17 protein-coding genes and 1 riboswitch are annotated in these 20,414 nt (G+C 66.3%); of the genes, 9 read left to right on the plus strand and 8 right to left on the minus strand.

The genetic code is table 11. From position 1 onward, the window contains the following. Positions 1–14: 14 nt before the first annotated feature. The gene (locus F5544_RS06140) at positions 15–962 is read right to left on the minus strand and encodes an oxygenase MpaB family protein (RefSeq protein ID WP_167472275.1); all 948 of its coding nucleotides are present in this window, start codon (positions 960–962) and stop codon (positions 15–17) included. 126 nt (positions 963–1,088) lie between these two features. Between F5544_RS06140 and F5544_RS06145 the strand changes: the two genes are divergently transcribed. Continuing rightward, a complete protein-coding gene (locus F5544_RS06145) occupies positions 1,089–1,760 on the plus strand; it encodes a TetR/AcrR family transcriptional regulator (protein WP_167472276.1) in 672 nt (223 codons plus the stop codon). Between the two features lie 18 nt (positions 1,761–1,778). On the opposite strand, the gene metX is transcribed toward F5544_RS06145, so the two are convergent. The 3 genes from metX to F5544_RS06160 form a co-directional block, all read right to left on the minus strand. Beyond that, positions 1,779–2,942 (minus strand): homoserine O-acetyltransferase MetX, encoded by a 1,164-nt coding sequence (metX, locus tag F5544_RS06150; RefSeq protein ID WP_194252464.1) that lies wholly within the window; start codon positions 2,940–2,942, stop codon positions 1,779–1,781. Then, complete coding sequence (locus tag F5544_RS06155; RefSeq protein WP_167472277.1) at positions 2,939–4,252, minus strand: bifunctional o-acetylhomoserine/o-acetylserine sulfhydrylase; 1,314 nt, start codon at positions 4,250–4,252, stop codon at positions 2,939–2,941. Before F5544_RS06155 ends, metX begins: the two co-directional genes overlap by 4 nt. A gap of 80 nt (positions 4,253–4,332) precedes the next feature. Then, positions 4,333–4,444: riboswitch (SAM riboswitch) on the minus strand. 52 nt (positions 4,445–4,496) lie between these two features. After that, positions 4,497–5,009 carry a hypothetical protein gene (locus tag F5544_RS06160; RefSeq protein ID WP_167472278.1) on the minus strand — a complete coding sequence of 171 codons (513 nt, stop codon included), beginning with the start codon at positions 5,007–5,009 and terminating at the stop codon, positions 4,497–4,499. Positions 5,010–5,073: 64 nt separating this feature from the next. On the opposite strand from F5544_RS06160, the gene F5544_RS06165 reads away from it, so the two are divergent. The 4 genes from F5544_RS06165 to F5544_RS06180 all read left to right on the plus strand — a co-directional run bounded on the left by F5544_RS06165 (position 5,074) and on the right by F5544_RS06180 (position 9,218). Next, complete coding sequence (locus tag F5544_RS06165; RefSeq protein ID WP_167472279.1) at positions 5,074–6,318, plus strand: RNA-guided endonuclease InsQ/TnpB family protein; 1,245 nt, start codon at positions 5,074–5,076, stop codon at positions 6,316–6,318. 45 nt (positions 6,319–6,363) lie between these two features. Beyond that, positions 6,364–6,645 carry a hypothetical protein gene (locus tag F5544_RS06170; protein ID WP_238847113.1) on the plus strand — a complete coding sequence of 94 codons (282 nt, stop codon included), beginning with the start codon at positions 6,364–6,366 and terminating at the stop codon, positions 6,643–6,645. 306 nt (positions 6,646–6,951) lie between these two features. Beyond that, positions 6,952–8,169: an NADP-dependent isocitrate dehydrogenase gene (locus F5544_RS06175; protein WP_167472280.1), complete on the plus strand. Its 1,218-nt coding sequence runs from the start codon at positions 6,952–6,954 to the stop codon at positions 8,167–8,169. Between the two features lie 227 nt (positions 8,170–8,396). Next, complete coding sequence (locus tag F5544_RS06180; RefSeq protein ID WP_167472281.1) at positions 8,397–9,218, plus strand: class I SAM-dependent methyltransferase; 822 nt, start codon at positions 8,397–8,399, stop codon at positions 9,216–9,218. Positions 9,219–9,230: 12 nt separating this feature from the next. Here the strand turns inward: F5544_RS06180 and F5544_RS06185 are convergent, their stop codons facing one another. Beyond that, entirely contained in the window at positions 9,231–10,676 is a 1,446-nt protein-coding gene (locus F5544_RS06185) for an FAD-binding oxidoreductase (RefSeq protein ID WP_167472282.1), read from the minus strand. Between the two features lie 163 nt (positions 10,677–10,839). On the opposite strand from F5544_RS06185, the gene F5544_RS06190 reads away from it, so the two are divergent. Beyond that, on the plus strand, positions 10,840–11,028 hold the full coding sequence (locus F5544_RS06190; RefSeq protein WP_167472283.1) for a hypothetical protein: 189 nt from the start codon (positions 10,840–10,842) through the stop codon (positions 11,026–11,028). A 428-nt stretch (positions 11,029–11,456) separates the two neighbouring features. After that, positions 11,457–12,596, plus strand: a complete 1,140-nt coding sequence (locus F5544_RS06195; protein WP_167479015.1) for an MFS transporter — start codon at positions 11,457–11,459, stop codon at positions 12,594–12,596. A gap of 3 nt (positions 12,597–12,599) precedes the next feature. Here the strand turns inward: F5544_RS06195 and F5544_RS06200 are convergent, their stop codons facing one another. Beyond that, a complete protein-coding gene (locus F5544_RS06200) occupies positions 12,600–14,021 on the minus strand; it encodes a hypothetical protein (RefSeq protein WP_167472284.1) in 1,422 nt (473 codons plus the stop codon). 11 nt (positions 14,022–14,032) lie between these two features. Then, positions 14,033–16,246 (minus strand): serine/threonine-protein kinase, encoded by a 2,214-nt coding sequence (locus tag F5544_RS06205; protein WP_167479016.1) that lies wholly within the window; start codon positions 16,244–16,246, stop codon positions 14,033–14,035. Between the two features lie 199 nt (positions 16,247–16,445). Between F5544_RS06205 and F5544_RS06210 the strand changes: the two genes are divergently transcribed. Continuing rightward, the gene (locus F5544_RS06210; protein WP_167472285.1) at positions 16,446–17,090 is read left to right on the plus strand and encodes a TetR/AcrR family transcriptional regulator; all 645 of its coding nucleotides are present in this window, start codon (positions 16,446–16,448) and stop codon (positions 17,088–17,090) included. Positions 17,091–17,151: 61 nt separating this feature from the next. Here F5544_RS06210 and F5544_RS06215 read toward each other — a convergent pair whose 3' ends face one another. Continuing rightward, complete coding sequence (locus tag F5544_RS06215; RefSeq protein WP_167472286.1) at positions 17,152–18,804, minus strand: purine-cytosine permease family protein; 1,653 nt, start codon at positions 18,802–18,804, stop codon at positions 17,152–17,154. A 390-nt stretch (positions 18,805–19,194) separates the two neighbouring features. Between F5544_RS06215 and F5544_RS06220 the strand changes: the two genes are divergently transcribed. Further along, positions 19,195–20,400: a lipid-transfer protein gene (locus F5544_RS06220; protein WP_167472287.1), complete on the plus strand. Its 1,206-nt coding sequence runs from the start codon at positions 19,195–19,197 to the stop codon at positions 20,398–20,400. Positions 20,401–20,414 lie beyond the last annotated feature (14 nt).

Genomic DNA, 20,414 nt, shown 5'->3' on the forward strand with positions numbered 1-20,414 from the left:
CCGCGCAACGAGGTTCAGCTCACCGCGGATACCGCGCGCGATCCGTGCGTTCCGTACAGCTGCCGCGCCTGCGCGGGTGTGATGGTCTCCTGACGCGTCGGCGGTTCCATCTTCAGGTGCTGTTCCAGGATCTGCCCAGCCATCGGCGCGATGTAGGGCGCCGACTTGATCAACCCGAACGAGTTGAACCGGCTGGACAGCCACACGATGATCCGCGCCGGAATCCGTACCGCGAGATCGACGATGCCGGGCCGGTCGAAGTGGCCCAGCTTGCGCATCCATTTCGGCAGTGTGGCAACGGAAGCCAGCGAGAGCAGCCTGCTGCCGAGCGCGTAGCTCAGCCCGGCGCCGTTGCGCGGCGACGTCCACAGCAGATGGTGCATGCCCTCCTCGGCGCGCTCCGAACTGCAAAGGCGCGGACGGACTTTCGCGAAATACTCGCGAACCTCGTCCCGGGAGCGGGGCACATCCTCCGGCTTGCACGTCTGCAATTCGGCGGCGATCGCGCATTCGGCCCAGTAGCGGCTCTCCTCTTCGGGGCTCAGCGGCCCGGGGCCGAACACCTCGTATGCCTTGAGCACCGAATGCCAGCCGGTGATGTGGATCCACAGCTGGGTTTCCGGGCTGTTGGCGCTGTAGCGCTGGCCGCTGATCGGTTCGATGCCGGTCATCTTGGCGTGCACCCGCATCAGATGTTCGGAGGCCTGGATCGCGGTGCGGCCGTCGGCGATCGCGACGAGCAGGAAGTAGGCGAAGGTGTTGTCCAGGCGGCTGCGCGGATCTGTGTAGATGCCACGCGAGTCGGCGACGGCCGCGGTCAGGAACGGATCGAAGTGTTCCAGGACCACCGCGCGCTGGAACCCGATCACCGCGGTGGGCGCGGTCCATATCTTCCAGCTCGGCGAGTCCGGGCCGAAGAATCCGTAGTCGTCCCGGCGGAGGGTGGTCGGATCGAAGCTCATCTACCTGCTCCTTTGCAGCGGTCGCCGAACGAAACAGCGAATACAACGCAACCGTAGCAATTACCCGTAATGAATACAACGGTCGCGTAGGATTTGTTATCGGGAACCCGGCTGACAGGATGGGCGATGGGAGGTGAATCGGTGGTGACCACATCACGCGCGGCGGACCGGCCGCGACGGCGCTACGCGCCACGCCTGCCACCCGAACAGCGTCGCGCCCAACTCCTCGACGCCGCCTTCGAAGTCCTCGGCCGGATGGAATTGCACGAGCTGAGCATGGAAGCGGTCGCACAGCAGGCGGGCGTCGGAAAACCGGTGCTGTACACCGTCTTCAAGACCCGCGCGGAATTGGTTGCGGCCCTGCTGGAACGGGAGCGCGAACGCGGCCTCGAGCAGGTCGCCGAAACCCTGCCGACGAACCTGATGGGCGCCGACCCGATCATCGCCGCCTCCGCCACCGTCGAGGCGTTCGTCGGTGTGGCACTGGAGAATCCGACCCGCTGGCGGCTCATCCTCGCCGGTCCCGGCAGCGCGCCCGCCGAATTCCGCGAGGCCATCCGCAGCTCCCGCGCCGGCATCTTCGACCAGGCCGAAGCGCTGGTCCGCATGGGTTTCGCCGTCGACCCCCGCTGGGCCGCAATGGATTCCGAACTGGTCACCGACTCGCTGCTCACCGTCGCCGAAATGCTGGGCCGCATGGCCGTCAGCGATCCCGAAACCTATCCGCGAGAACGGCTGGAGGCCTTCGTCCAGTCCATCGTCGGCCTGTTGGCGGGCCAAATCCAGCCCGGCTCTTGAGCTTCGGCAGGCCGCCGCTCAGCCGTTTCGGCCACCCCGATGCAACCGCGCCAAACGCATTGTCTCCGTGAGGAGTTTCGAGACAGCCGCCGCCTCGGTGAGGAATCCGTCGTGCCCGTCGCGGGAGTGGACCACCTCGAGCCCTTCGCAACCCGGTAGTAGATCGGCCAGTTCCTGCTGGGTGTGCAGCGGGTACAGGCGGTCGGAGTCGACGCCGCCGACGACACACGGGACGGGGGTGGCCGCGAGCGCCGCGGCGATACCGCCGCGGCCGCGCCCGACGTCGTGCCGGTTCATCGCCTCGGTGAGCAGTACGTAGGTGGCGGGATCGAAACGGTTGCAAAGCTTTTCGGCCTGGTGCTCCAGATAGCTCTGCACCGCGTAGCGGCCGCCGTTCCACGGATCCTCCGCGCCCTGCGCCCGGTTCTCGAAGCGATGATCGAGTTCGGCCTCGGTGCGGTAGGTGAGGTGCGCGATGCGGCGGGCCAGACCCATGCCGGTCATCGGGGCGCGATCGGTGTCGTGGTAGTCGCCGCCCTGCCAGTCCGGATCGGCCTTGATCGCCGCGATTTGCGTTGTCTGGGTACCGATTTGGTCGGCGGTGGCGCGGGCTCCGACGGCGAGCACCAGCGCCGCGCCGACGCGCGACGGCGCGCCGGTCATCCACTCCAGCACCCGCATGCCGCCCATCGAACCGCCGACGACGGCGGCCAGCCCGGAGATGCCGAGCAGATCGAACAACTGCGCCTCGGCGGTCACCTGGTCGCGGATGGAGATCTCGGGAAACCTTGCGCCCCAAGGCCTTCCGTCCGGCGCCAGGGAGGAGGGCCCGGTGCTGCCCTTACAGCCGCCGAGCACGTTGGTCGCGATGACGCACCATTCGTCGGTGTCCAGCGGCGCGCCCGGACCGACCATGCCATCCCACCAACCCGGCAGCGGGTGGATATCGTCCGGCGAGCCGACGACGTGCGAGTCGCCGGTGAGCGCGTGCTCGACCAGTACCACGTTGTCCAGTGCCGCCGAGAGCGTGCCCCAGCGCTGCACGGCCAGATGGACATCCGGCAGCACCACACCGCTCTCCAGGCGTACGTCGCCGATCGGAATGATGCCGAGCTCCCCGTTCGGGGGCGGCAGCGCCACCCCCGAAACGCGCAACGCACTCGGTTCGATCTCCACGGTCACGTCGTCGCCGCCGTGAAACCGGCGCGCAGGTCGGCGAGTATGTCGTCGATGCCTTCGATACCCACCGCCAGGCGCACGAGGCCCGGTGTGACGCCCGCGGCGAGCTGCTGCTCCGGCGTCAACTGCGAGTGCGTGGTCGACGCGGGATGAATGACCAAAGATCGCACATCACCGATATTAGCCACGTGCGAATGCAGCACGAGCGCCTCGACGAAGCGCTTACCTGCGTCTACGCCACCTTTTAGCTCGAATGCGACGATCGCCCCCACACCTTTAGGGGCAATCTTCCGGCCGATTTCATACCACGGTGAGCTCGGCAGCCCCGCGTAGAAGACCCGCTCGACCGCCGGGTGGGTCGAGAGGAATTCGGCGACCGCCTTCGCGTTCGCGACATGCCGTTCGACCCGCAGGCTCAATGTCTCGAGGCCCTGGCTGATCAGGAATGCGTTGAACGGCGACACCGCGGCACCGAGATCGCGCAGCAGCTGCACCCGGGCCTTGAGCGCGAAGGCGGGCGCGCCGAGATCGGCGAAGACCACGCCGTGGTAGCTCGGGTCGGGGGTGGTGAAGCCGGGGTAGCGGGGCGCGCCGTCGGCGTCGCGGACCGTCCAGTCGAAGGTGCCGCCGTCGACGATCACGCCGGCGATGGCGGCGCCGTGCCCGCCCAGGTATTTGGTCGCCGAGTGCACGACGATGTCGGCGCCGTGCGCCAGCGGCTGGATCAGGTACGGGGTCGCGACCGTGTTGTCGACGATCAGCGGCAGCCCCGCGGCGTGCGCGACCTGCGCGATGCCGGGGATGTCGAGCACCGAACTGCTCGGGTTGGCGATCGTTTCGCCGTAGAGCGCCTTGGTGTTCGGCCGGACCGCCGCCTGCCACTGGGCCAGGTCGTCGGGGTCGTCGACGAACGAGACCTCGATGCCGAGCTTGGGCAGCGAGTAGTGGAAGAGGTTGTAGGTGCCGCCGTAGAGGTGCGGGCTGGACACGATGTGATCGCCCGCCCCGGCCAGGTTCAGGATCGCGTAGGTCTCCGCGGCCTGTCCGGACGCCAGCAGCAGCGCGGCGACGCCGCCCTCCAGCGCCGCGATGCGCTGCTCGACCGCGTCCTGAGTGGGATTCATGATGCGGGTGTAGATATTGCCCGGCTCGCTCAGCCCGAACAGCGCGGCCGCGTGATCGGTGTCGCGGAAGACGTACGAGGTGGTCTGGTAGATCGGCAGGGCGCGGGCGCCGGTGGTGTCCTCGGGGGACTGGCCCGCGTGGATCTGCTTGGTTTCGAACGACCAGGCGGTGGGGTCGATGACGGTCATGACTACTCCGAAGATGTTGTGCCAGGGGGTCTTTGGGGGATGCGCAGACGACAGCGACAACACATAGGGATGACCTCCTGACAGCGCGCTTGCTTCCCGACTTTCGGGAGCCCGGTCATCACCCGGAGCACCCCACCGCAGCTGGAGGGTTGCCGACCAGCGAGCCGGGGCTTGGCGCTGGTACTCATGACCTGACGCACATGGTAACCGGCGAACGCGCGCCGATCGAAATCGATGGTTTATGTCACAGCGATTCGACCGACCGCGCCCCCGCGCACGTGCGCACGAATTCGTTGTAGGTCTCGGTGAGCCGGTCGCGGGCGGCGCGGGCCGCGACCTGCAGGTCGCCGTTGAGCACCGCCTCGTTGGACTGTTCCATGGACAGTTGGCCGATGACTTGCCAGGTGTTCAGCACGAGCCGGACGGTGATGCTGTCCGGCGTGGTGCCGAGCCGCTCGGCGAGCGCGGTGGCCAGCATGACGTTCTTCGTGTCGGACATCTCGCGCTGCCGCGCGGCGACCGACGGTGCGTCGCGGATGATTCGCTGCAGCTGCTGGAACTGCTCGAACGGAACAGGGCCGCCGCCGGCCGCCGCGGCGTCGACCACCTGTAGGAACGCCTCGCACAGCGATTCCAGTTCGTTGCCGCGGACCGGCAGGCCGCGCAGGGCCTCGGCCACCTCGGTGCCGAAATCGAGGACGGTGGCGAGCACGATGTCCTCTTTGCTATACCTGCCGTAGTTGTCGTTGTGCGCCAACGATATTGGCTGTGTCTACTGACGAAACGGATTTCTTGTCGGACCTCTGTGTGATGATTGCGATGTGCTGCGGTACAACTTCCGCCTCTATCCAACCTCGGGCCAGCAAGCTGCTTTGGCGCGAGCGTTCGGTTGCGCGCGAGTTGTATTCAACGATGCATTGACTGCCCGGAAGCATGCCTATGAAGCCGGGCGGCACATGACCGACAAGGAGTTGTCGAAGGCGCTAACCCTCGCGAAGAAGAGGCCGGATCGAGCATGGCTGAACGATGTGTCGAGCGTTGTGCTTCAACAGGCGTTGGCGGATCTGAACGCGGCGTACCGCAACTTCTTTGCTTCCCTCGCAGGGAAACGTAAGGGCACATGTGTCTCTGCCCCTCGATACCGATCGCGTCGAAACAATCGGCAGTCGATCCGATTCACCCGCAATGCTCGCTTTCTCATCACGGCCGGAGGCAAACTTCGGCTGCCGAAGATCGGGGACGTACGGGTCGCCTGGTCGAGGCAACTGCCATCGGCTCCATCGTCCGTCACGGTAGTCAAAGACGCATCGGGTCGGTACTTCGCCTCTTTCGTAGTAGAAATGGTGACAACCCCGTTGCCGACTTCGAGCTCAGAAGTTGGTATCGACTTGGGGTTGATACGATTCGCGGTCTTGTCGAACGGAAATGTGATCGACAACCCGCGAACCTTGCGTAACTGTGAACGCAGAATTAGCCGAGTACAGCGGGCGCTGGCCCGTAAACAGAGGGGCAGCAAAAATCGGGCAAAAGCCCGCGTCAGAATGGCCAAACTGCACGCTAAGGTCGCTGATGCGCGCCGAGATTTCGCGCACAAGCAGTCCACGGCGATCATCCGCGAAAACCAAGCGGTATATGTCGAGGATTTGTGTGTGAAGGGGTTGGCGCGCACTCGTCTGGCCAAGTCGGTGAACGATGCTGGTTGGTCGATCTTCATCCGAATGTTGGAAAGCAAGGCTGCTAGGTTCGGGCGGCATTTCAGCCGAATCAATCGCTGGTATCCGTCGACTCAACTTTGTTCGACCTGCGGGGCGCGTAATGGAGCAAAGTTGTTGAGTGTTCGATCTTGGATGTGTACGTGCGGAGCCGCCCACGACCGCGATTTGAATGCTGCTAAGAACATCCTCGCCGCCGGGCAGGCGGAGAGGTTAAACGCCTGTGGAGAGCGGATAAGCCCGACAGTGATGGCGGCACCGCCCGATGAAGCAGGAACCCGCCGAGAGGGTCGCGTGACCCTGGTAGGAATCTCCGGTCTTCGGGCCGGGGAGGAAGCCAATACTTCCAGGTGACGCTGGGCTGGGCCACGGCACCAGGTCGAGGCGAAGGATTCGGGTGTGGCGAGCGCGCTGCTGAACGCCGGGCAGCAGGTGGGCGGCGCGGTCGGCACCGCGCTGCTCACCACCATCGCGGTGCAGGCGCAGAAGAGTTACCTGACCGGGCATCAGGGGCTGGACAACCTGTTCGCGCGTGCCGCGATTCACAGCTACGACGTGGCGTTCTACATCGGCGCCGGATTCTTCGTCGCCGCCATCCCGGTCATCGCGCTGATGATCAGGGACCGGCCGCGGAATCTGATCGAGGGCGACGCCGAGCAACTGGTCGCGGTCGGGGTCTGAGCGCACGGTTTCGCGTGCCGCATCGAAATGTGCGATGCGGCACGCGGATTGCCGCGTTTACGGGTCCTTGCTGGTCGCGCGGGTGCCGGTCCCGCGTACCAATCGGTAGCCTGGGTGGTGTCCGTCACTCGTGGGGGCACCCGCACACCGAGATCATCGGCAGCAGTACGCTTGTCTTGTTTGCACCACGCGTCCCGCGGACAACGCGGGGCATATACGTTGTCTGTTGAACAGCTGGGGTCCGCTCACAAGCGTGTTCGCCTGGCCGTGCAATGAGGGCACCATCCTAGGAGGACACGAAGATCCATGTCCAAGATCAAGGTTGAAGGCACCGTCGTAGAACTAGACGGCGACGAGATGACTCGGATCATCTGGCAGTTCATCAAGGACAAGCTGATCCACCCGTATCTCGACGTGAACCTCGAGTACTACGACCTCGGTATCGAATACCGCGACAAGACAGACGACCAGGTCACCATCGACGCGGCCAACGCCATCAAGCAGCACGGCGTCGGCGTCAAGTGCGCCACCATCACCCCGGACGAGGCCCGGGTCAAGGAATTCGGCCTCAAGAAGATGTGGAAGTCGCCGAACGGCACCGTCCGCAACATTCTCGGCGGCACCATTTTCCGCGCGCCGATCATCATCTCCAACGTTCCGCGACTGGTTCCCGGCTGGACCAAGCCGATCATCATCGGCCGCCACGCCTTCGGCGACCAGTACCGCGCCACCGACTTCAAGGTGCACCAGGCGGGCACCGTCACCCTGACCTTCACCCCGGAGGACGGCAGCGAGCCGATCGTCCACGAGGTCGTGAAGATCCCCGAGGACGGCGGCGTCGTGCTCGGCATGTACAACTTCAAGAAGTCGATCGAGGACTTCGCGCGGGCGTCGTTCAACTACGGCCTGCAGCAGAACTACCCGGTGTACCTCTCCACGAAGAACACCATCCTCAAGGCGTACGACGGCATGTTCAAGGACACCTTCCAGGACATCTTCGACGCCGAGTTCAAGACCCAGTTCGACGCGGCGGGCCTCACCTACGAGCACCGTCTCATCGACGATATGGTCGCCTCCTCCATGAAGTGGGAGGGCGGTTACGTCTGGGCGTGCAAGAACTACGACGGCGACGTGCAGTCCGACACCGTCGCGCAGGGCTTCGGCTCGCTCGGCCTGATGACTTCGGTGCTGCTCACCCCGGACGGCAAGACCTGTGAGGCGGAGGCCGCGCACGGCACCGTCACCCGGCACTACCGCCAGCACCAGCAGGGCAAGCCGACCTCGACCAACCCGATCGCGTCGATCTTCGCCTGGACCCGCGGCCTCGAGCATCGCGGCAAGCTGGATAACACCCCCGAGGTGATCGGCTTCGCGCAGACGCTGGAGGACGTCGTCATCAAGACCGTCGAGGGCGGCCAGATGACCAAGGACCTGGCGCTGCTGGTCGGCGGCGATCAGGGCTACCTCACCACCGAGGAATTCCTCTCCGCGCTCGACGCGAACCTGGCTCGCGCTCTGCGCTGAGCTAAGTCGGCCGCGCTGTCCGCTAACTGCGCAGAGCCGAGTAATACCCCGGCGCTGGGATTCGCCCGGCGCCGGGCGACGGACACGGGCACTCGTACCACCGCATGGTGGGACGGGTGCCCGAGCTGTTTTCCGGTGCGGCGCAGATCACAGCGACCTTCTGGCAAACCGGTTCGACAATGGCAGTGTGCAACGTTTCATACCCGTCTAGCCGGAGGAACAGTGCCATGGTGATCGCGTACGACGGCGGCGACAGCGCGCCGATCAGTTCGGAATGGGCGCTCGGCGACTATCACCGATTCGCCAAGATGGCACTCTGGGATTTCGGCCCGAAATTGGTTGCCGCCTGCGATATCCGGCCGGGCCTGCGGGTGCTCGATGTCGGTGCGGGGACCGGCAATACCGCGATTCCGGCGGCACTCACCGGCGCGGAGGTGATCGCCTCGGATATCACCACCGAGAATTTCGCGGCCGGTCGTGCGGAGGCGGCGGCCCGCGGCGCCCGGCTCGATTGGGTGCGCGGTGATGCTCAGCGGCTGCCCTTCTCCGATCACACCTTCGACGTGGTGACCTCCTCGGTCGGCGCGATCTTCGCGCCACGCCATCAGGACGTCGCCGACGAGTTGATCCGGGTGACCAAACCCGGCGGCACCATCGGGATGATTTGCTGGACCCGGCGCTCGTGGGTCTGCGAAATCCTTGCCACGTTGGCCCATTACGATCCGCCCGCGCCCGATGCGCTGCCGGTGCGGCTGTGGGGCGATCCCGAACATGTCCGGTCGCTGTTCGGCGATCGGATCGCGACGCTGTCGTATACGACGCACGAGTACACCCGTGGTGCGGCGACACCGGTCGAATTCGCCGATTTCTTCATGGCCACATTCGGGCCGATCCCGGCGGCCTTTGACGCGGTGCGGGATCGGCCCGGCCGGGCCGCCGCATTGCGCCGGGATTTGTACGATCTGGCGCGGCGTCACGATGTCGGCACGGCCGGGGCCGCGGAATTCCGCTTCGAATACATCCTGCTGGTGGCCACTACCGCGGTCTGAAACCGTTTTGGGTTACCAAAGGGCGGGGGAGGAGTGCAGCCGGTTGCCGGGGTCGGTGCCCGCGCGGATGCGGCGCAGCCGATCGAGATTGTCTTTGAAGTAGCGGCGCGGGGAATCCGTCGGCTCGAGATAGTTGACGTAGCCGCCGACCGAATGTGCGCCGAGGCGCTCGTGTGCGGCGGCGATCCACCGCGCCGCCTCGGCCGGGTCGGCGGGTTCGGAAACGAACCACTGCAGCAGGGCGATGTGGTCGCGCCACGGAAAAACGGTGTAGTCGAAGGGAATATCGCCGACCGCACCGTTCAGCGGGTCGACGAGCAGGCCGCCGGTGGCGCCGGATCGTGCTCGCGCCGTGAGGATTTCGACGATCGCGTCGGCGATCTCCGGGGTCAGGTCGATCAGTACGTCGGAGCCCGCGACGAAGGCGGTGTGGCCGGGATCGGTGGTGCCGCCCGCCAGAAGTAGTGCGGCGTCGCGCTGACCGAGGGTGTGGCTGTCGACGGAAACCGGTGTGGCGCTTGCGGAAGCGGTGATGGCGGTGATGTTCGCAGCCCCGGTGCCCGCCGGACAGACCAGCAGCACGTCGGTGGTGACGTCGCCATCCCGCACGGCGAATTCCGCTTTGGCCCAGGCGGATCGATCCGCAGTGCGTAACCATTCGGCCCAGCCGGTTAGCACCCGTGCCGCCGACCCGCTCGGAAAGGTCAGCCGCACAATATCTTTGGCGGTAGCAGGACAGGTGCGGAAGGTCAGCGAGGTCACGATGCCCACCTGGCCGCCGCCACCGCCGCGCAGCGCCCAGAACAGGTCGGGTTCGTGTGTCGCGGAGATATCGACCAGGCGGCCGTCGGTGCGCACCAGCGTCGCGGCGCTGAGCCGGTCGCAGGTCAGCCCGTACGCGCGGGATTCGACGCCGATACCGCCGCCGAGCGCGCTGCCCGCGACGCCGACGGTCGGGCAGGTGCCCAGCGGAACGGTCTGCGCGAAGGGCGTGAGCCGGTCCTGCACCGCGAACGTCGTCGCGCCCGCGCCGACGGTGACGTGTCCGGTGGGCGCGTCCGGACCCGGGGCCGGGTCGTAGCGGATGTCGTCGAGCTTGCGCAGATCGACCACGACGGTGCCATCGGCGGCCGAGGCGCCGGTGTACGAGTGGCCGCCGCCGCGCGCGGTCGTCGCGAGCCCGTTCGCCGCGGCGAAGGCGAGCGCGGCCTGGACGTCATCGGTGGTGGCCGCCTGTACCACCGCCGCGGGCAGCGCCGCGTCGAACCGGGTGTCGAACAATCGCTTCGCCGCCGCGTAGTCGGCCTCGCCGGGCAGCAGCACCCGGCCCTGCACCTCCTTGCGGAGTGCGGCCCAATCCTGTTGCGGCACTTGCGGTTCTGCGGGTGCGGTGCCCACGGGCAACAGCGGCGCACCGGAGCAGACCAACGCCGCTCCGGTACCCAATGCGCCGCGCAAGAACGCCGCCCGTGACAGAGGCTTGTCGTCGATACGGCGAAGTCTATCGACGCCGCACTCGTGATCGCTTACGCCGCCGAACCGCAGGGCATGTTGCCAGGCTCGTACTTACCCCGCCGTATGGCAGGTTCCACTTCCGATCAACCCGGTTATCAGGTTCTCGATGACGCACGCCAACTGGGAACTTCCTGAACTCGAGCCGGTCGACGGAGCGGCGTTGGCCGCCGGAGCGGCCAACGCCGCCGAGGTGATGAGCGCCGCCGTCGCCGCGGCGGCGGCCATTCTCTTTCTGATACGCAATGTCGTCCTTACTTTCCTTGGACTCGGCCCCCGGGGGTTGAATCGTAGGTGAACCTGAGCGAATGCTGTTCCCAGCCTTGAACATTCACTCGTTCGATATGTGCAGTCATCGACGCGGCGATCCGGCGTTCCGGCGGAGGGTGTGCCGATGATCACCTGGCGGTGGATCGGCAGGTGCGTGCGGGGCTCGCGCGTCGTCGTCGGCCGAGCGGGGCCGGGTTCCGGATCGCCTGCGGCCCAACGACTTCGCGGCAACTAGGTTCCATTCGGTAGTAGCTGCCCGGGGTGGATCGGCCGTCTGAATTGCCCCGATTCATTAGCTGACCTGCACGGATTTTTAACACAGCGGTGGTGGAGGTCACGTTTACTCGGGAAGCGGATATGCTCAACGGCCGGTTTCATGAATACGTGATCAGCGCCATCGATACCCAGCGACCCGCCCGCGTCGAGCCCGGGCGGACGGATTGGCATATCCCGGCGATGCTGGCGCTGGCGCTCGGCGGATTCGGGATCGGCACCACCGAATTCGCCACCATGGGCCTGCTGCCGGATATCGCGGCCACCATGCACGTCTCGGAGCCGACCGCGGGGCATGCCGTCTCCGCCTACGCGCTCGGCGTGGTGCTCGGCGCTCCGCTCATCGCGGCGCTGTGCGCGCGGGTGCCGCGCAAACGGTTGCTGGTGCTGTTGATGGTCGCGTTCACCGTCGGCAACGTGGCCTCGGTCGTCGCGCCGTCGTTCGCGACGCTGGTGCTCGCGCGCTTCGTCTCCGGGCTGCCGCACGGCGCGTACTTCGGCGTCGCCTCGCTCGCGGCGGCCACCCTCGCGCCGGTCGGGCAGCGGGCGAAAGCCGTTGCGGCCGTGATGCTCGGGCTCAGCGCGGCCAATGTGGTCGGCGTCCCCGCCGCGACCTGGCTCGGCCAGCACCTGGGCTGGCGCGACGCGTTCGTCGTCGTCGCGGTCATCGGGGTGGCGACGGTGGCGGCGCTCATCCGCTTCGTGCCCGAGCTCACCGGCATCACCGTGACCAACCCGATGACCGAACTCGGCGCGCTGCGCCGCCCACAGGTGCTGCTGACCCTGCTGGTCGGCGCGATCGGCTTCGGCGGCATGTTCGCCGTGTACACCTACATCACCACCACGCTCACCACCGTCGGCGGCATGTCCGCCGGGTTGGTGCCGCTGGTGCTGATGCTGTTCGGCGTCGGCATGGTGACCGGCAATATCGTCGGCGGGGTGCTGGCCGACCGCGGGGTGGATCGCGCGATCTTCGCCGCGATGATCGCGATGGCCGTCATTCTCGCGGGTTTCGTTGCCGCGGCGCACAATCCGTACACGGCGGCGCTCGGGGCGTTCCTGATCGGCGGGGCGGGGGCCGCGCTGGCGCCCGGTCTACAGACCCGGCTGATGGATGTGGCCGCCGACGCGCAGACCCTCGCCGCCGCGCTCAATCACGCGGCGCTCAATATCGCCAACGCGGCGGGCGCCTGGCTCGGCGGTCTGGTGATCGCCGCCCAGCTCGGCTACACCGCGCCCGCGGCGGTGGGCGCCATGCTCGCGGTGGTCGGGGTACTGCTGTTCACCGTGACGGTGTTCACGAACCGCCGCCGACCGGCTTGACGCTCAACGGTATTCGGCCAGGCGCGGTCGAATTCCCAGCAGCGCCAGCACCGCGACAAGCGCGGCGGCACCGTAGGGCAGCCACGCGGTCCAGCCACCGAGATCGTCCTCGCTGTCGGCGATCGCCGCGTCGAAGGCGTGCTGATTGATATCGATGACCGACCCGAGCGCCTTGTCGAACTGGTTGAAATCGTAGTTCGACGTGCCCGGCGCGGTGCCGGTGTCGAAGGCGATCGCCGCGGGCAGATCATTTGCCTTCGAACGGATTTGAAGGTCGTCGTGCTGGTAGGTCTGGTAGGTCGTCAGCATGGTGTCGACGGCTGCTCGCTCGCCGGGGAAGGTGACGTTGCCCGCCTCGGCGCCCAGGAATCCGCTGAATGTCACCTTCTTGTCCGTCTGATACGAGGCCAGTGCCTGGTCGAGCCAGGCGTTGTACTCCGGCACGGTGTGCGCGCCGAGTTGCGCGAGTTGCTCCGAGCTGGCCAGGAATCCGGACTCGTACATCTGCGTCCGCTGCGGATCGAGCAGGTAGCGACTTTCGTAGGCATTGGCGTCGGAACTGTCGGAGTGGGCCAGGCGCAGCGCGATCAGCGAATCGAACGCGTCCTCCTTGGCGACCCGGAGCCGCTGCGCCGCAGCGGCATTCGCGGCGAACCCGCCGACCATCAGCGCGACCACCAGCAGGCTCGCCGCCGCGAGCGCCGGATTGACCCGGCGGCGATGCCGCAGCCGCAGCAGTGCTTGCAACCAGATCAGCAGCGCCAGCGCGAGCATGCCGAGCAGCACCGACCAGATCCGCGCCGCCGTGGTCGCACTCCGGGAATGGCGGTAATCATGCTGCAGCACATTGCCATTGGATTCGGTCAGCTGTCGCGCGATGGTGAGCATATTGCGGACCGAATCGGTCGCGTCGCGATACGACTGCAGCGTGCGCGCGGACGGCCTGCCCGCAGGCGCCTTATCGATATCGTTGAGCTGCAACGTATTCGCCGCCAGCGCCTGATAGCGGCCGAACTGGTCCAACAGGCTACGGATACTGTCCGCGTTCGCGCCGGCCACCGTGGTGGCCTGTTGCAGGTCGGCATCGACTTGGCGGCGACGCTGTTCGAAGGTTTTCAGCGCGGTGTCGCGAACACCGGCCAGATTCGGATCCGCCCCTGCCAGCAGCACATTCGCCAGCTGCGCGTCCATATCGGCGAATGCGAAGCCGAGATCGGCCGTCGCGGTCACCGCCGGTCCGGTGCGATGCCCGATGGCGGCTATGTCGTCGCGAGTCGTCCGCGCATACGCGGCGACGACCAGTGCGAGCACCACCGTGACAGCGACCGAGGCGATGGTGAGGATGCGCAGCCGCTCCGGCGTCTCCCACCGGGGACGTTTCGGCGCCGCGACACGCGGCATCGGGCGGACGGCGACCGTGGTCATGATTCCTGCCTCTAAAACCAGCTGAGTGGGCGAATTGCATTGGCGCGGTAGACGAGTGCGCGCCGGGCGGCACGGTCCGGCGCCAGCCGGGCCAGCCCGCGGAACTCCGTTTCCAGCGCGCGGCGCAGCGCGGGTTCGGCGAGTCGGCAGCCGAGCACCGCGATGGCGGCCCGCTCACCGTGCCCGTCGACGAATCGCAGCGCCGCCTCCAGCACCTCGACCCTGGCCCAGGCCTTGCGTTCGGGGGCGAGGTCGAGTGCGTTGAGCCGATCGCCCGCGTCGACCAGATACTTTTCCGTGTTGCCGCCGATGCGGGCCCGGATCGCCGCCAGCCGCGCCGCCACATACCGGCTGGAGCTCTCCGGAACCGATTCCGCGGCGGCGATCGCGCCGTCGATATCGCCGAGGCTCATTCGGGTGCGCGCCAAACCGAATGCGGCGCTTGGATAGCCGTGATCGGTGCGCCAAACCTGTTCGTAGCGGCGGGTGGCGGCGGCGTCGTCACCCGCGCACTCGGCCGCAGCGGCCAGCGCGAGTTTGGCGGCGGGCTCACCGGGCAGCAGGGTGTAGACGGTGTCGAAGTATTCGCGCGCCGCGGCCGGATCGCGGGCGACCAGCGCGGTGAGCCCGCGGTACCAGACGATCCGCCAATCCGCGTCGTCGGTCTGCTCCAGCGCGTCGAGTTCGCCGGTGGCATAGTCGGTTCGGCGTTCGGCGAGGTAGGCGCGCACCTGTGCCAGCCGCACCTCGACGGTGCGCACCGGCGCGGCCGCCAACGTGCCGAGCAGCTGGCGGGGATCGGCGGCCGATGCGGTGGCCAGCAGTCCGGCGGCCGGATCGGCCGGATCCACCAGGGGCACCGGCAATGCGCTCGCGACCGCGACCGGATCCAGCGCGAGCGGCCAATTCTGCTGCTCCGCACCGAAAATCAGCCGTTCTCCGGTGAAAACCGTTGATACCGCTGGGCGCGGCGTACCCTCCTCGGCGGCGACCACCTCGCGCAGCACGCCGGTGACCTGCTCGGCCATCTCCGTCGCCGAGCCGAAGCGCATATCGGGGTCCGCGGCGGTGGCCCGCAGCAGCAGCCGGTGCAACGACGGATGCGCCGCGAGCACCGGCACATCCGCGGCGGGCGGTAACTCGTGCCGGTACCGGTGCCGGAAATCGAAGTTGAAGGTCAGCACCGCCAGCGTGCGGCCGACGGTGTACAGATCCGATTCCACGGACGGCCCTTCGGCCTCCAGCTCCGGCGCGCAGTAGCCGTCGGTCTTGTAGCCGACGCTGTCGGCGTCGTCCATCCGGCGCACCGCGCCGAGATCGATCAGCTTGAGCTGCTCCTCGGTCTGAATTACGTTGTCCGGCTTGAAATCGCAATACAGCAGTCCGGAGCCGTGCAGGTGCCCCATGGCGGGCAGGATCTCCAGCAGGTACGCCAGCGCGGCGGCCACCGGCAGCGGGCGCAGCGATCCATCGGAATCATGCTGGGCGCGAAGCTCTTTCAGCGAGGCGCCGCCGACATACTCCATCACGATGTAGCCGACCGGATCGCCGGTCCTCGAGTCGGGATGGTTGACGAAGTTGAAGATCTTGACGATGTTCGGGTGTTCGACGGTGGCGAGGAACTGCCGCTCGGCCATCGCGGCCGCCATGGCGTCGGCGTCGCCGGTGTCGAGCAGGCCCTTGAGCACCACCCAGCGGTCGCTCACATTGTGGTCGCGCGCCAGGTAGATCCAGCCCAGACCGCCGTGTGCCAGGCAGCCGAGCACCTCGTACTGGCCGCCGAGCAGGTCACCCGCCACCAGCTTGGGGGTGAAGGAGTACGCGGTGCCGCACCTCGTGCAGAAGCCCTCGGTGCGGCCCGGCGCGCCATCGTGCGCCCGCCCAACTGGGTTGCCGCAGCTACTGCAGAACCGGTCGCGTTCGGCCACCCGTGGCTCGGCCATGATCGCGGTGGTCGGATCCCGGTACGGCACTTGGGGAATCGCGACCAATCCCGCGCCGAGCCTGCCGCGGCTGGAGCGGGCCGAGCGGGTGGACCTGGTGGAAGAGCGGGCGGTGCCGCGCCTGCTGCGGCCGGTGTTCGCCCATCCCGTCGGCTTCGCCGTCGATGGTTCCCCGGTCGGGTTCGACACGCCGAGGGGCACGGGTTCCGGTGCGAGACCGCAGATATCGCAGTAGCCGTCGGCGATCGTGCCGCCGCAATCGGGTTGGGCGCAGCGGTTCATCGTGCGCACTGTCCCGAAAATGACAGTGCGGCACCATATTCAACAAGCGACAACGTCCCCGGCCCCTATCCCAACGATCAACGGGATATCCTGTTCCCCGTGCGCCCATGCTGCCAGATCCGGGCGTAAACGAAGCGTAAGTTTTCGCTGTGACGGCCACAGCTACATACAGAACTGTATGTAAGTGTAGAATCGCCTGATGGCCAGGACCGTGGACGCCAAACCGCAGCGGCGCACCCAGGAGCAGCGCAGCACCGAGATGCGGGCGCGGCTACTCGACGCGACCATCGACTGCCTGGTCGAATACGGTTACGCGGGCACGACGACACCCAGGGTGGCCGAGCGCGCCGGCGTCACCCGTGGCGCGCAGGTGCACCACTTCGGCTCCAAGACCGATCTGGTGGTCGCCGCCATCAGCCACCTGGCCCAGCTACGCGCGGAGACCGCGATGCGGGAGATGTCGAAGGTGCAGACCGGCGACGACCCGGTCGGCGCCGCGCTCGACTTCCTGTGGGAACTGCACCAGGGGCCGCTGTTCATCGCCACCGCGGAACTGTGGGTCGCCGGGCGCACCGATCCGGTGCTGGCCGCGGCCATGGAAAAGGTGGAGCCCTTCGTCAACAACGCGGTGCTGATGGCGGTGGCCCGATTCGTGCCGGATGAGATGCGGCGCAAGGAGGCTCGCGATTTCATCTACACCGCGATGGACGCGTTGCGCGGAATTCTGGTGGCCAATTTCATCGATCCGGATAACGAACGGGCGCACCGGCGCTGGCAGCGCGCCTCGGTACATCTGCGCACCATCGCGGCCGCGACGCTCGGCGGCACCCAACTTTCCGGCTGAAACATCCTGTGCCGCATGCCATAACGGCCGCCGAGCGGAATCGCCCGGCGGCCGTTCGCGTTCAGCGCTGCTCGGGCAGCAGGTGCACCCCGTGCCGGTCGGTCGACAGTGCCAGTGAGCTGATGTACTGGATCTCGCCTTCGGGCCCGGGAACCGCGGAGGCGATCATGTCCGGACGCTCGAATTCCATTCCGGTGACATGGCAGGTCAGCAGCTCACCCGACGGGTTGCCGTGTTCGTCGAACATCGGCAGGTCGATACCGTCGTCGCCGCGGCGCAGATAGTAACGGCCCTTGGTCGCGATGGCGGTGATCGGTGTCGCGACGAATGCGACGACCACCGCGACCAGCGGCGAATACGGCTTCAGCAGATCGCCGAACAGTCCGAAGAACGTCATGATCGACAGCGCCCCGGACAGGCCGAAACCAACCAGCCCAACGGGATTGAAGTCGTAAAGCATGCCGCGGCGGAATTCCGGCCGCTTCGGCGAGATCTTCAGCAGATACTTGTTGATCGCGATATCCGTTGCGACGGTGACGATCCAGGCGATGCCGCAGTTGGCGTAGAAGCCGAGGATATTGTTGAGGAAGTCGAACATGTTGGCTTCCATCAGGATCAGCGCGATCACCAGGTTCACGCCGAGGAAGATCAGTCGGCCCGGATAGGTCTTGGTGATCCGGGTGTAGGAGTTGGTCCAGGCAAGCGAGCCGGAATAGGCGTTGGTCACGTTGATCTTGATCTGGCTGATGACCACGAGCACCACGGCGAGGGTCATGGCCAGCCAGCCCGGCACCATATCGCGGTAGATCTCCAGGAACTGATGCACCGGCTGGTTGGCGATGCCTTGCGCCGCAGGCAGATTCGCGATCAGGTAGACCGCCAGGAAGAGGCCGACCACCTGCTTGAGCGCGCCGAACAGCACCCAGCCGGGTCCGGCCAGCAGCATCCAGCCCCACCACTTGCGCGCGTTCTCCGGAGTGCGCGGCGGCATGAAGCGCAGGTAGTCGATCTGCTCGGCGATCTGACCGATCAGCGAGAGGCATACGCCCGCGGCCAGCAGCGCACCGGAAATGCTGACGCCCGAACCATTTTCACCGCCGTAACCGAAGAACGCGGACACCGAGTCGGGGTGGCGCACCAGCAGGAAGCCGAACGGCAGCACCATCAGCAGCAGCCACAGCGGGGTCGTCCACACCTGCAGCTTCGCCAGCGTGTTCATACCGTAGATGACCAGCGGGAAGATGATCAGCGTCGAGGTGGCGTAGCCCAGCCAAAGCGGCACGCCCAGGCCGAGTTTCAGGCCCTGGGCCATGATCGACCCCTCGAGCGCGAAGAAGATGAAGGTGAACGAGGCGAATACGATATTGGTGATCACCGAGCCGTAGTAGCCGAAACCGCTACCGCGCGTGATCAAGTCGAGATCGATGTTGTAGCGCGCCGCGTAGTAGGCCAGCGGGAATCCCGTCAGCAGGATGACGAGCGCGAAGATGCCGATGCCCAGCAGGGCGTTTCCGGTGCCGTACGAGATGCCGATATTCGCGCCGATGGCGAAGTCGGCCAGGTAGGCGATGCCGCCGAGGGCGGAGATGCCGACAACGGCCGGACTCCACTTGCGGTAGCTGCGCGGCGCGAAGCGCAGCGTGTAATCCTCCAGCGTTTCTTTGGCGGCCGCTATCCCGTCGGTATTCGACGAGCGGGTATCGACATCGACCACGTTCTCTCCTTCAAACAAAAGCAACCATTCGAAGTTCGTACATGGTTGTGGACAGGCAATTGCCGCGTCATTACGCCGCTGTTACGGCAGTTACGCGGGTGTTTTGGGTCACAGTTGGTGCGCTCGGGCTATCGGGGGAGTCGTTGGGTATTCGCCTGGTCACCAGCGCGAACTGGCGCTACATACACATCCGGTTGTATGTAGGCGCTGAGCGGCTACTACCCCGTTATCTGTTGTCGAAGGGCGGGTGATCCGAGCCGAACCCTTGCGGTGTTACATACAGCTTTGTATGTTTGTTTCAGCACGATCCGCTGGATCGGCCAGCGCCGTCCGCCGTGGGTGCGGATGGCCCCCGGCAGTGCGCCGGGCGGGCACAACCTGAGGAGTTCGATGGCGAACAGGGTTTATGTCGTCGGCGTCGGCATGACGAAGTTCGAGAAGCCGGGCCGTCGCAAGAACGAGGACGGCAGCGACTGGGACTACCCGGACATGGCCAGGGAATCCGGTTCCAAGGCGCTCGCCGATGCGGGTATCGCCTACGACCTGGTCGAGCAGGCTTACGTCGGCTACGTCTACGGCGAGTCGACCTCCGGTCAGCGTGCGGTATACGAACTCGGCATGACCGGTATCCCCGTCGTCAACGTCAACAACAACTGCTCCACCGGTTCGACCGCGCTTTACCTTGCGGCACAAGCGATTCGGGGCGGCCTGGCCCAGTGCACGCTGGCACTCGGCTTCGAGAAGATGCAGCCCGGCTCGCTCGGCTCCACCTGGGACGACCGGGAACAGCCGATGGCCAAGCACATTTTGGCGCTCGCCGAGATCTCCGAGGTGCTCTTCCCGGTGGCGCCGTGGATGTTCGGCGCCGCGGGCCGTGAGCATATGAAGCAATACGGTTCCACCGCAGAGCATTTCGCCAAGATCGGGTACAAGAACCACAAGCATTCGGTGAACAATCCCTATTCGCAGTTCCAGGACGAATATTCGCTCGACGACATCCTGAATTCGCGAATGATCTACGACCCGCTCACCAAACTGCAGTGCTCGCCGACCTCCGACGGATCCGGCGCGGTGATTCTCGCGAGCGAGGAATTCGTCGACAAGCACGATCTGGCCGGGCAGGCGGTGGAGATCGTCGGACAGACGATGACCACCGACTTCAGGTCCACCTTCGACGGCAGCGCCAAGAACATCATCGGCTATGACATGAATGTTCAAGCGGCGCAGCAGGTTTACCGGCAGTCCGGACTCGGTCCGGAGGACTTCCAGGTGATCGAGCTGCACGACTGCTTCTCCGCCAACGAGCTGCTGCTGTACGAGGCGCTCGGATTGTGCGGCCCCGGCGAGGCTCCGAAGCTGATCGACGCGAATCAGACCACCTATGGCGGCAAGTGGGTGGTGAATCCGTCCGGCGGCCTCATCTCCAAGGGGCATCCTTTGGGCGCAACGGGTTTGGCGCAATGCTCCGAACTCACCTGGCAGCTGCGCGGCACGGCCGACAAGCGACAGGTCGACAACGTGACCGCGGCCCTGCAGCACAACATCGGCCTCGGTGGCGCCGCCGTCATCACCGCCTACCAGCGCGCCGACCGCTGATCGCGTTGCGCGCC

Source organism: Nocardia arthritidis (genome assembly GCF_011801145.1).
In the GTDB taxonomy this organism is placed as follows: Bacteria; Actinomycetota; Actinomycetes; order Mycobacteriales; family Mycobacteriaceae; genus Nocardia; species Nocardia arthritidis_A.

Bases quoted from the DNA above. Each gene is read 5' to 3' on its own strand.
- F5544_RS06140 (WP_167472275.1), bottom strand. From the start codon at position 962: ATGAGCTTCGATCCGACCACCCTCCGCCGGGACGACTACGGATTCTTC.
- F5544_RS06145 (WP_167472276.1), top strand. From the start codon at position 1,089: ATGGGAGGTGAATCGGTGGTGACCACATCACGCGCGGCGGACCGGCCG.
- F5544_RS06155 (WP_167472277.1), bottom strand. From the start codon at position 4,252: ATGACCGTCATCGACCCCACCGCCTGGTCGTTCGAAACCAAGCAGATC.
- F5544_RS06175 (WP_167472280.1), top strand. From the start codon at position 6,952: ATGTCCAAGATCAAGGTTGAAGGCACCGTCGTAGAACTAGACGGCGAC.
- F5544_RS06180 (WP_167472281.1), top strand. From the start codon at position 8,397: ATGGTGATCGCGTACGACGGCGGCGACAGCGCGCCGATCAGTTCGGAA.
- F5544_RS06190 (WP_167472283.1), top strand. From the start codon at position 10,840: ATGACGCACGCCAACTGGGAACTTCCTGAACTCGAGCCGGTCGACGGA.
- F5544_RS06195 (WP_167479015.1), top strand. From the start codon at position 11,457: ATGCTGGCGCTGGCGCTCGGCGGATTCGGGATCGGCACCACCGAATTC.
- F5544_RS06200 (WP_167472284.1), bottom strand. From the start codon at position 14,021: ATGACCACGGTCGCCGTCCGCCCGATGCCGCGTGTCGCGGCGCCGAAA.
- F5544_RS06205 (WP_167479016.1), bottom strand. From the start codon at position 16,246: ATGAACCGCTGCGCCCAACCCGATTGCGGCGGCACGATCGCCGACGGC.
- F5544_RS06210 (WP_167472285.1), top strand. From the start codon at position 16,446: ATGGCCAGGACCGTGGACGCCAAACCGCAGCGGCGCACCCAGGAGCAG.
- F5544_RS06220 (WP_167472287.1), top strand. From the start codon at position 19,195: ATGGCGAACAGGGTTTATGTCGTCGGCGTCGGCATGACGAAGTTCGAG.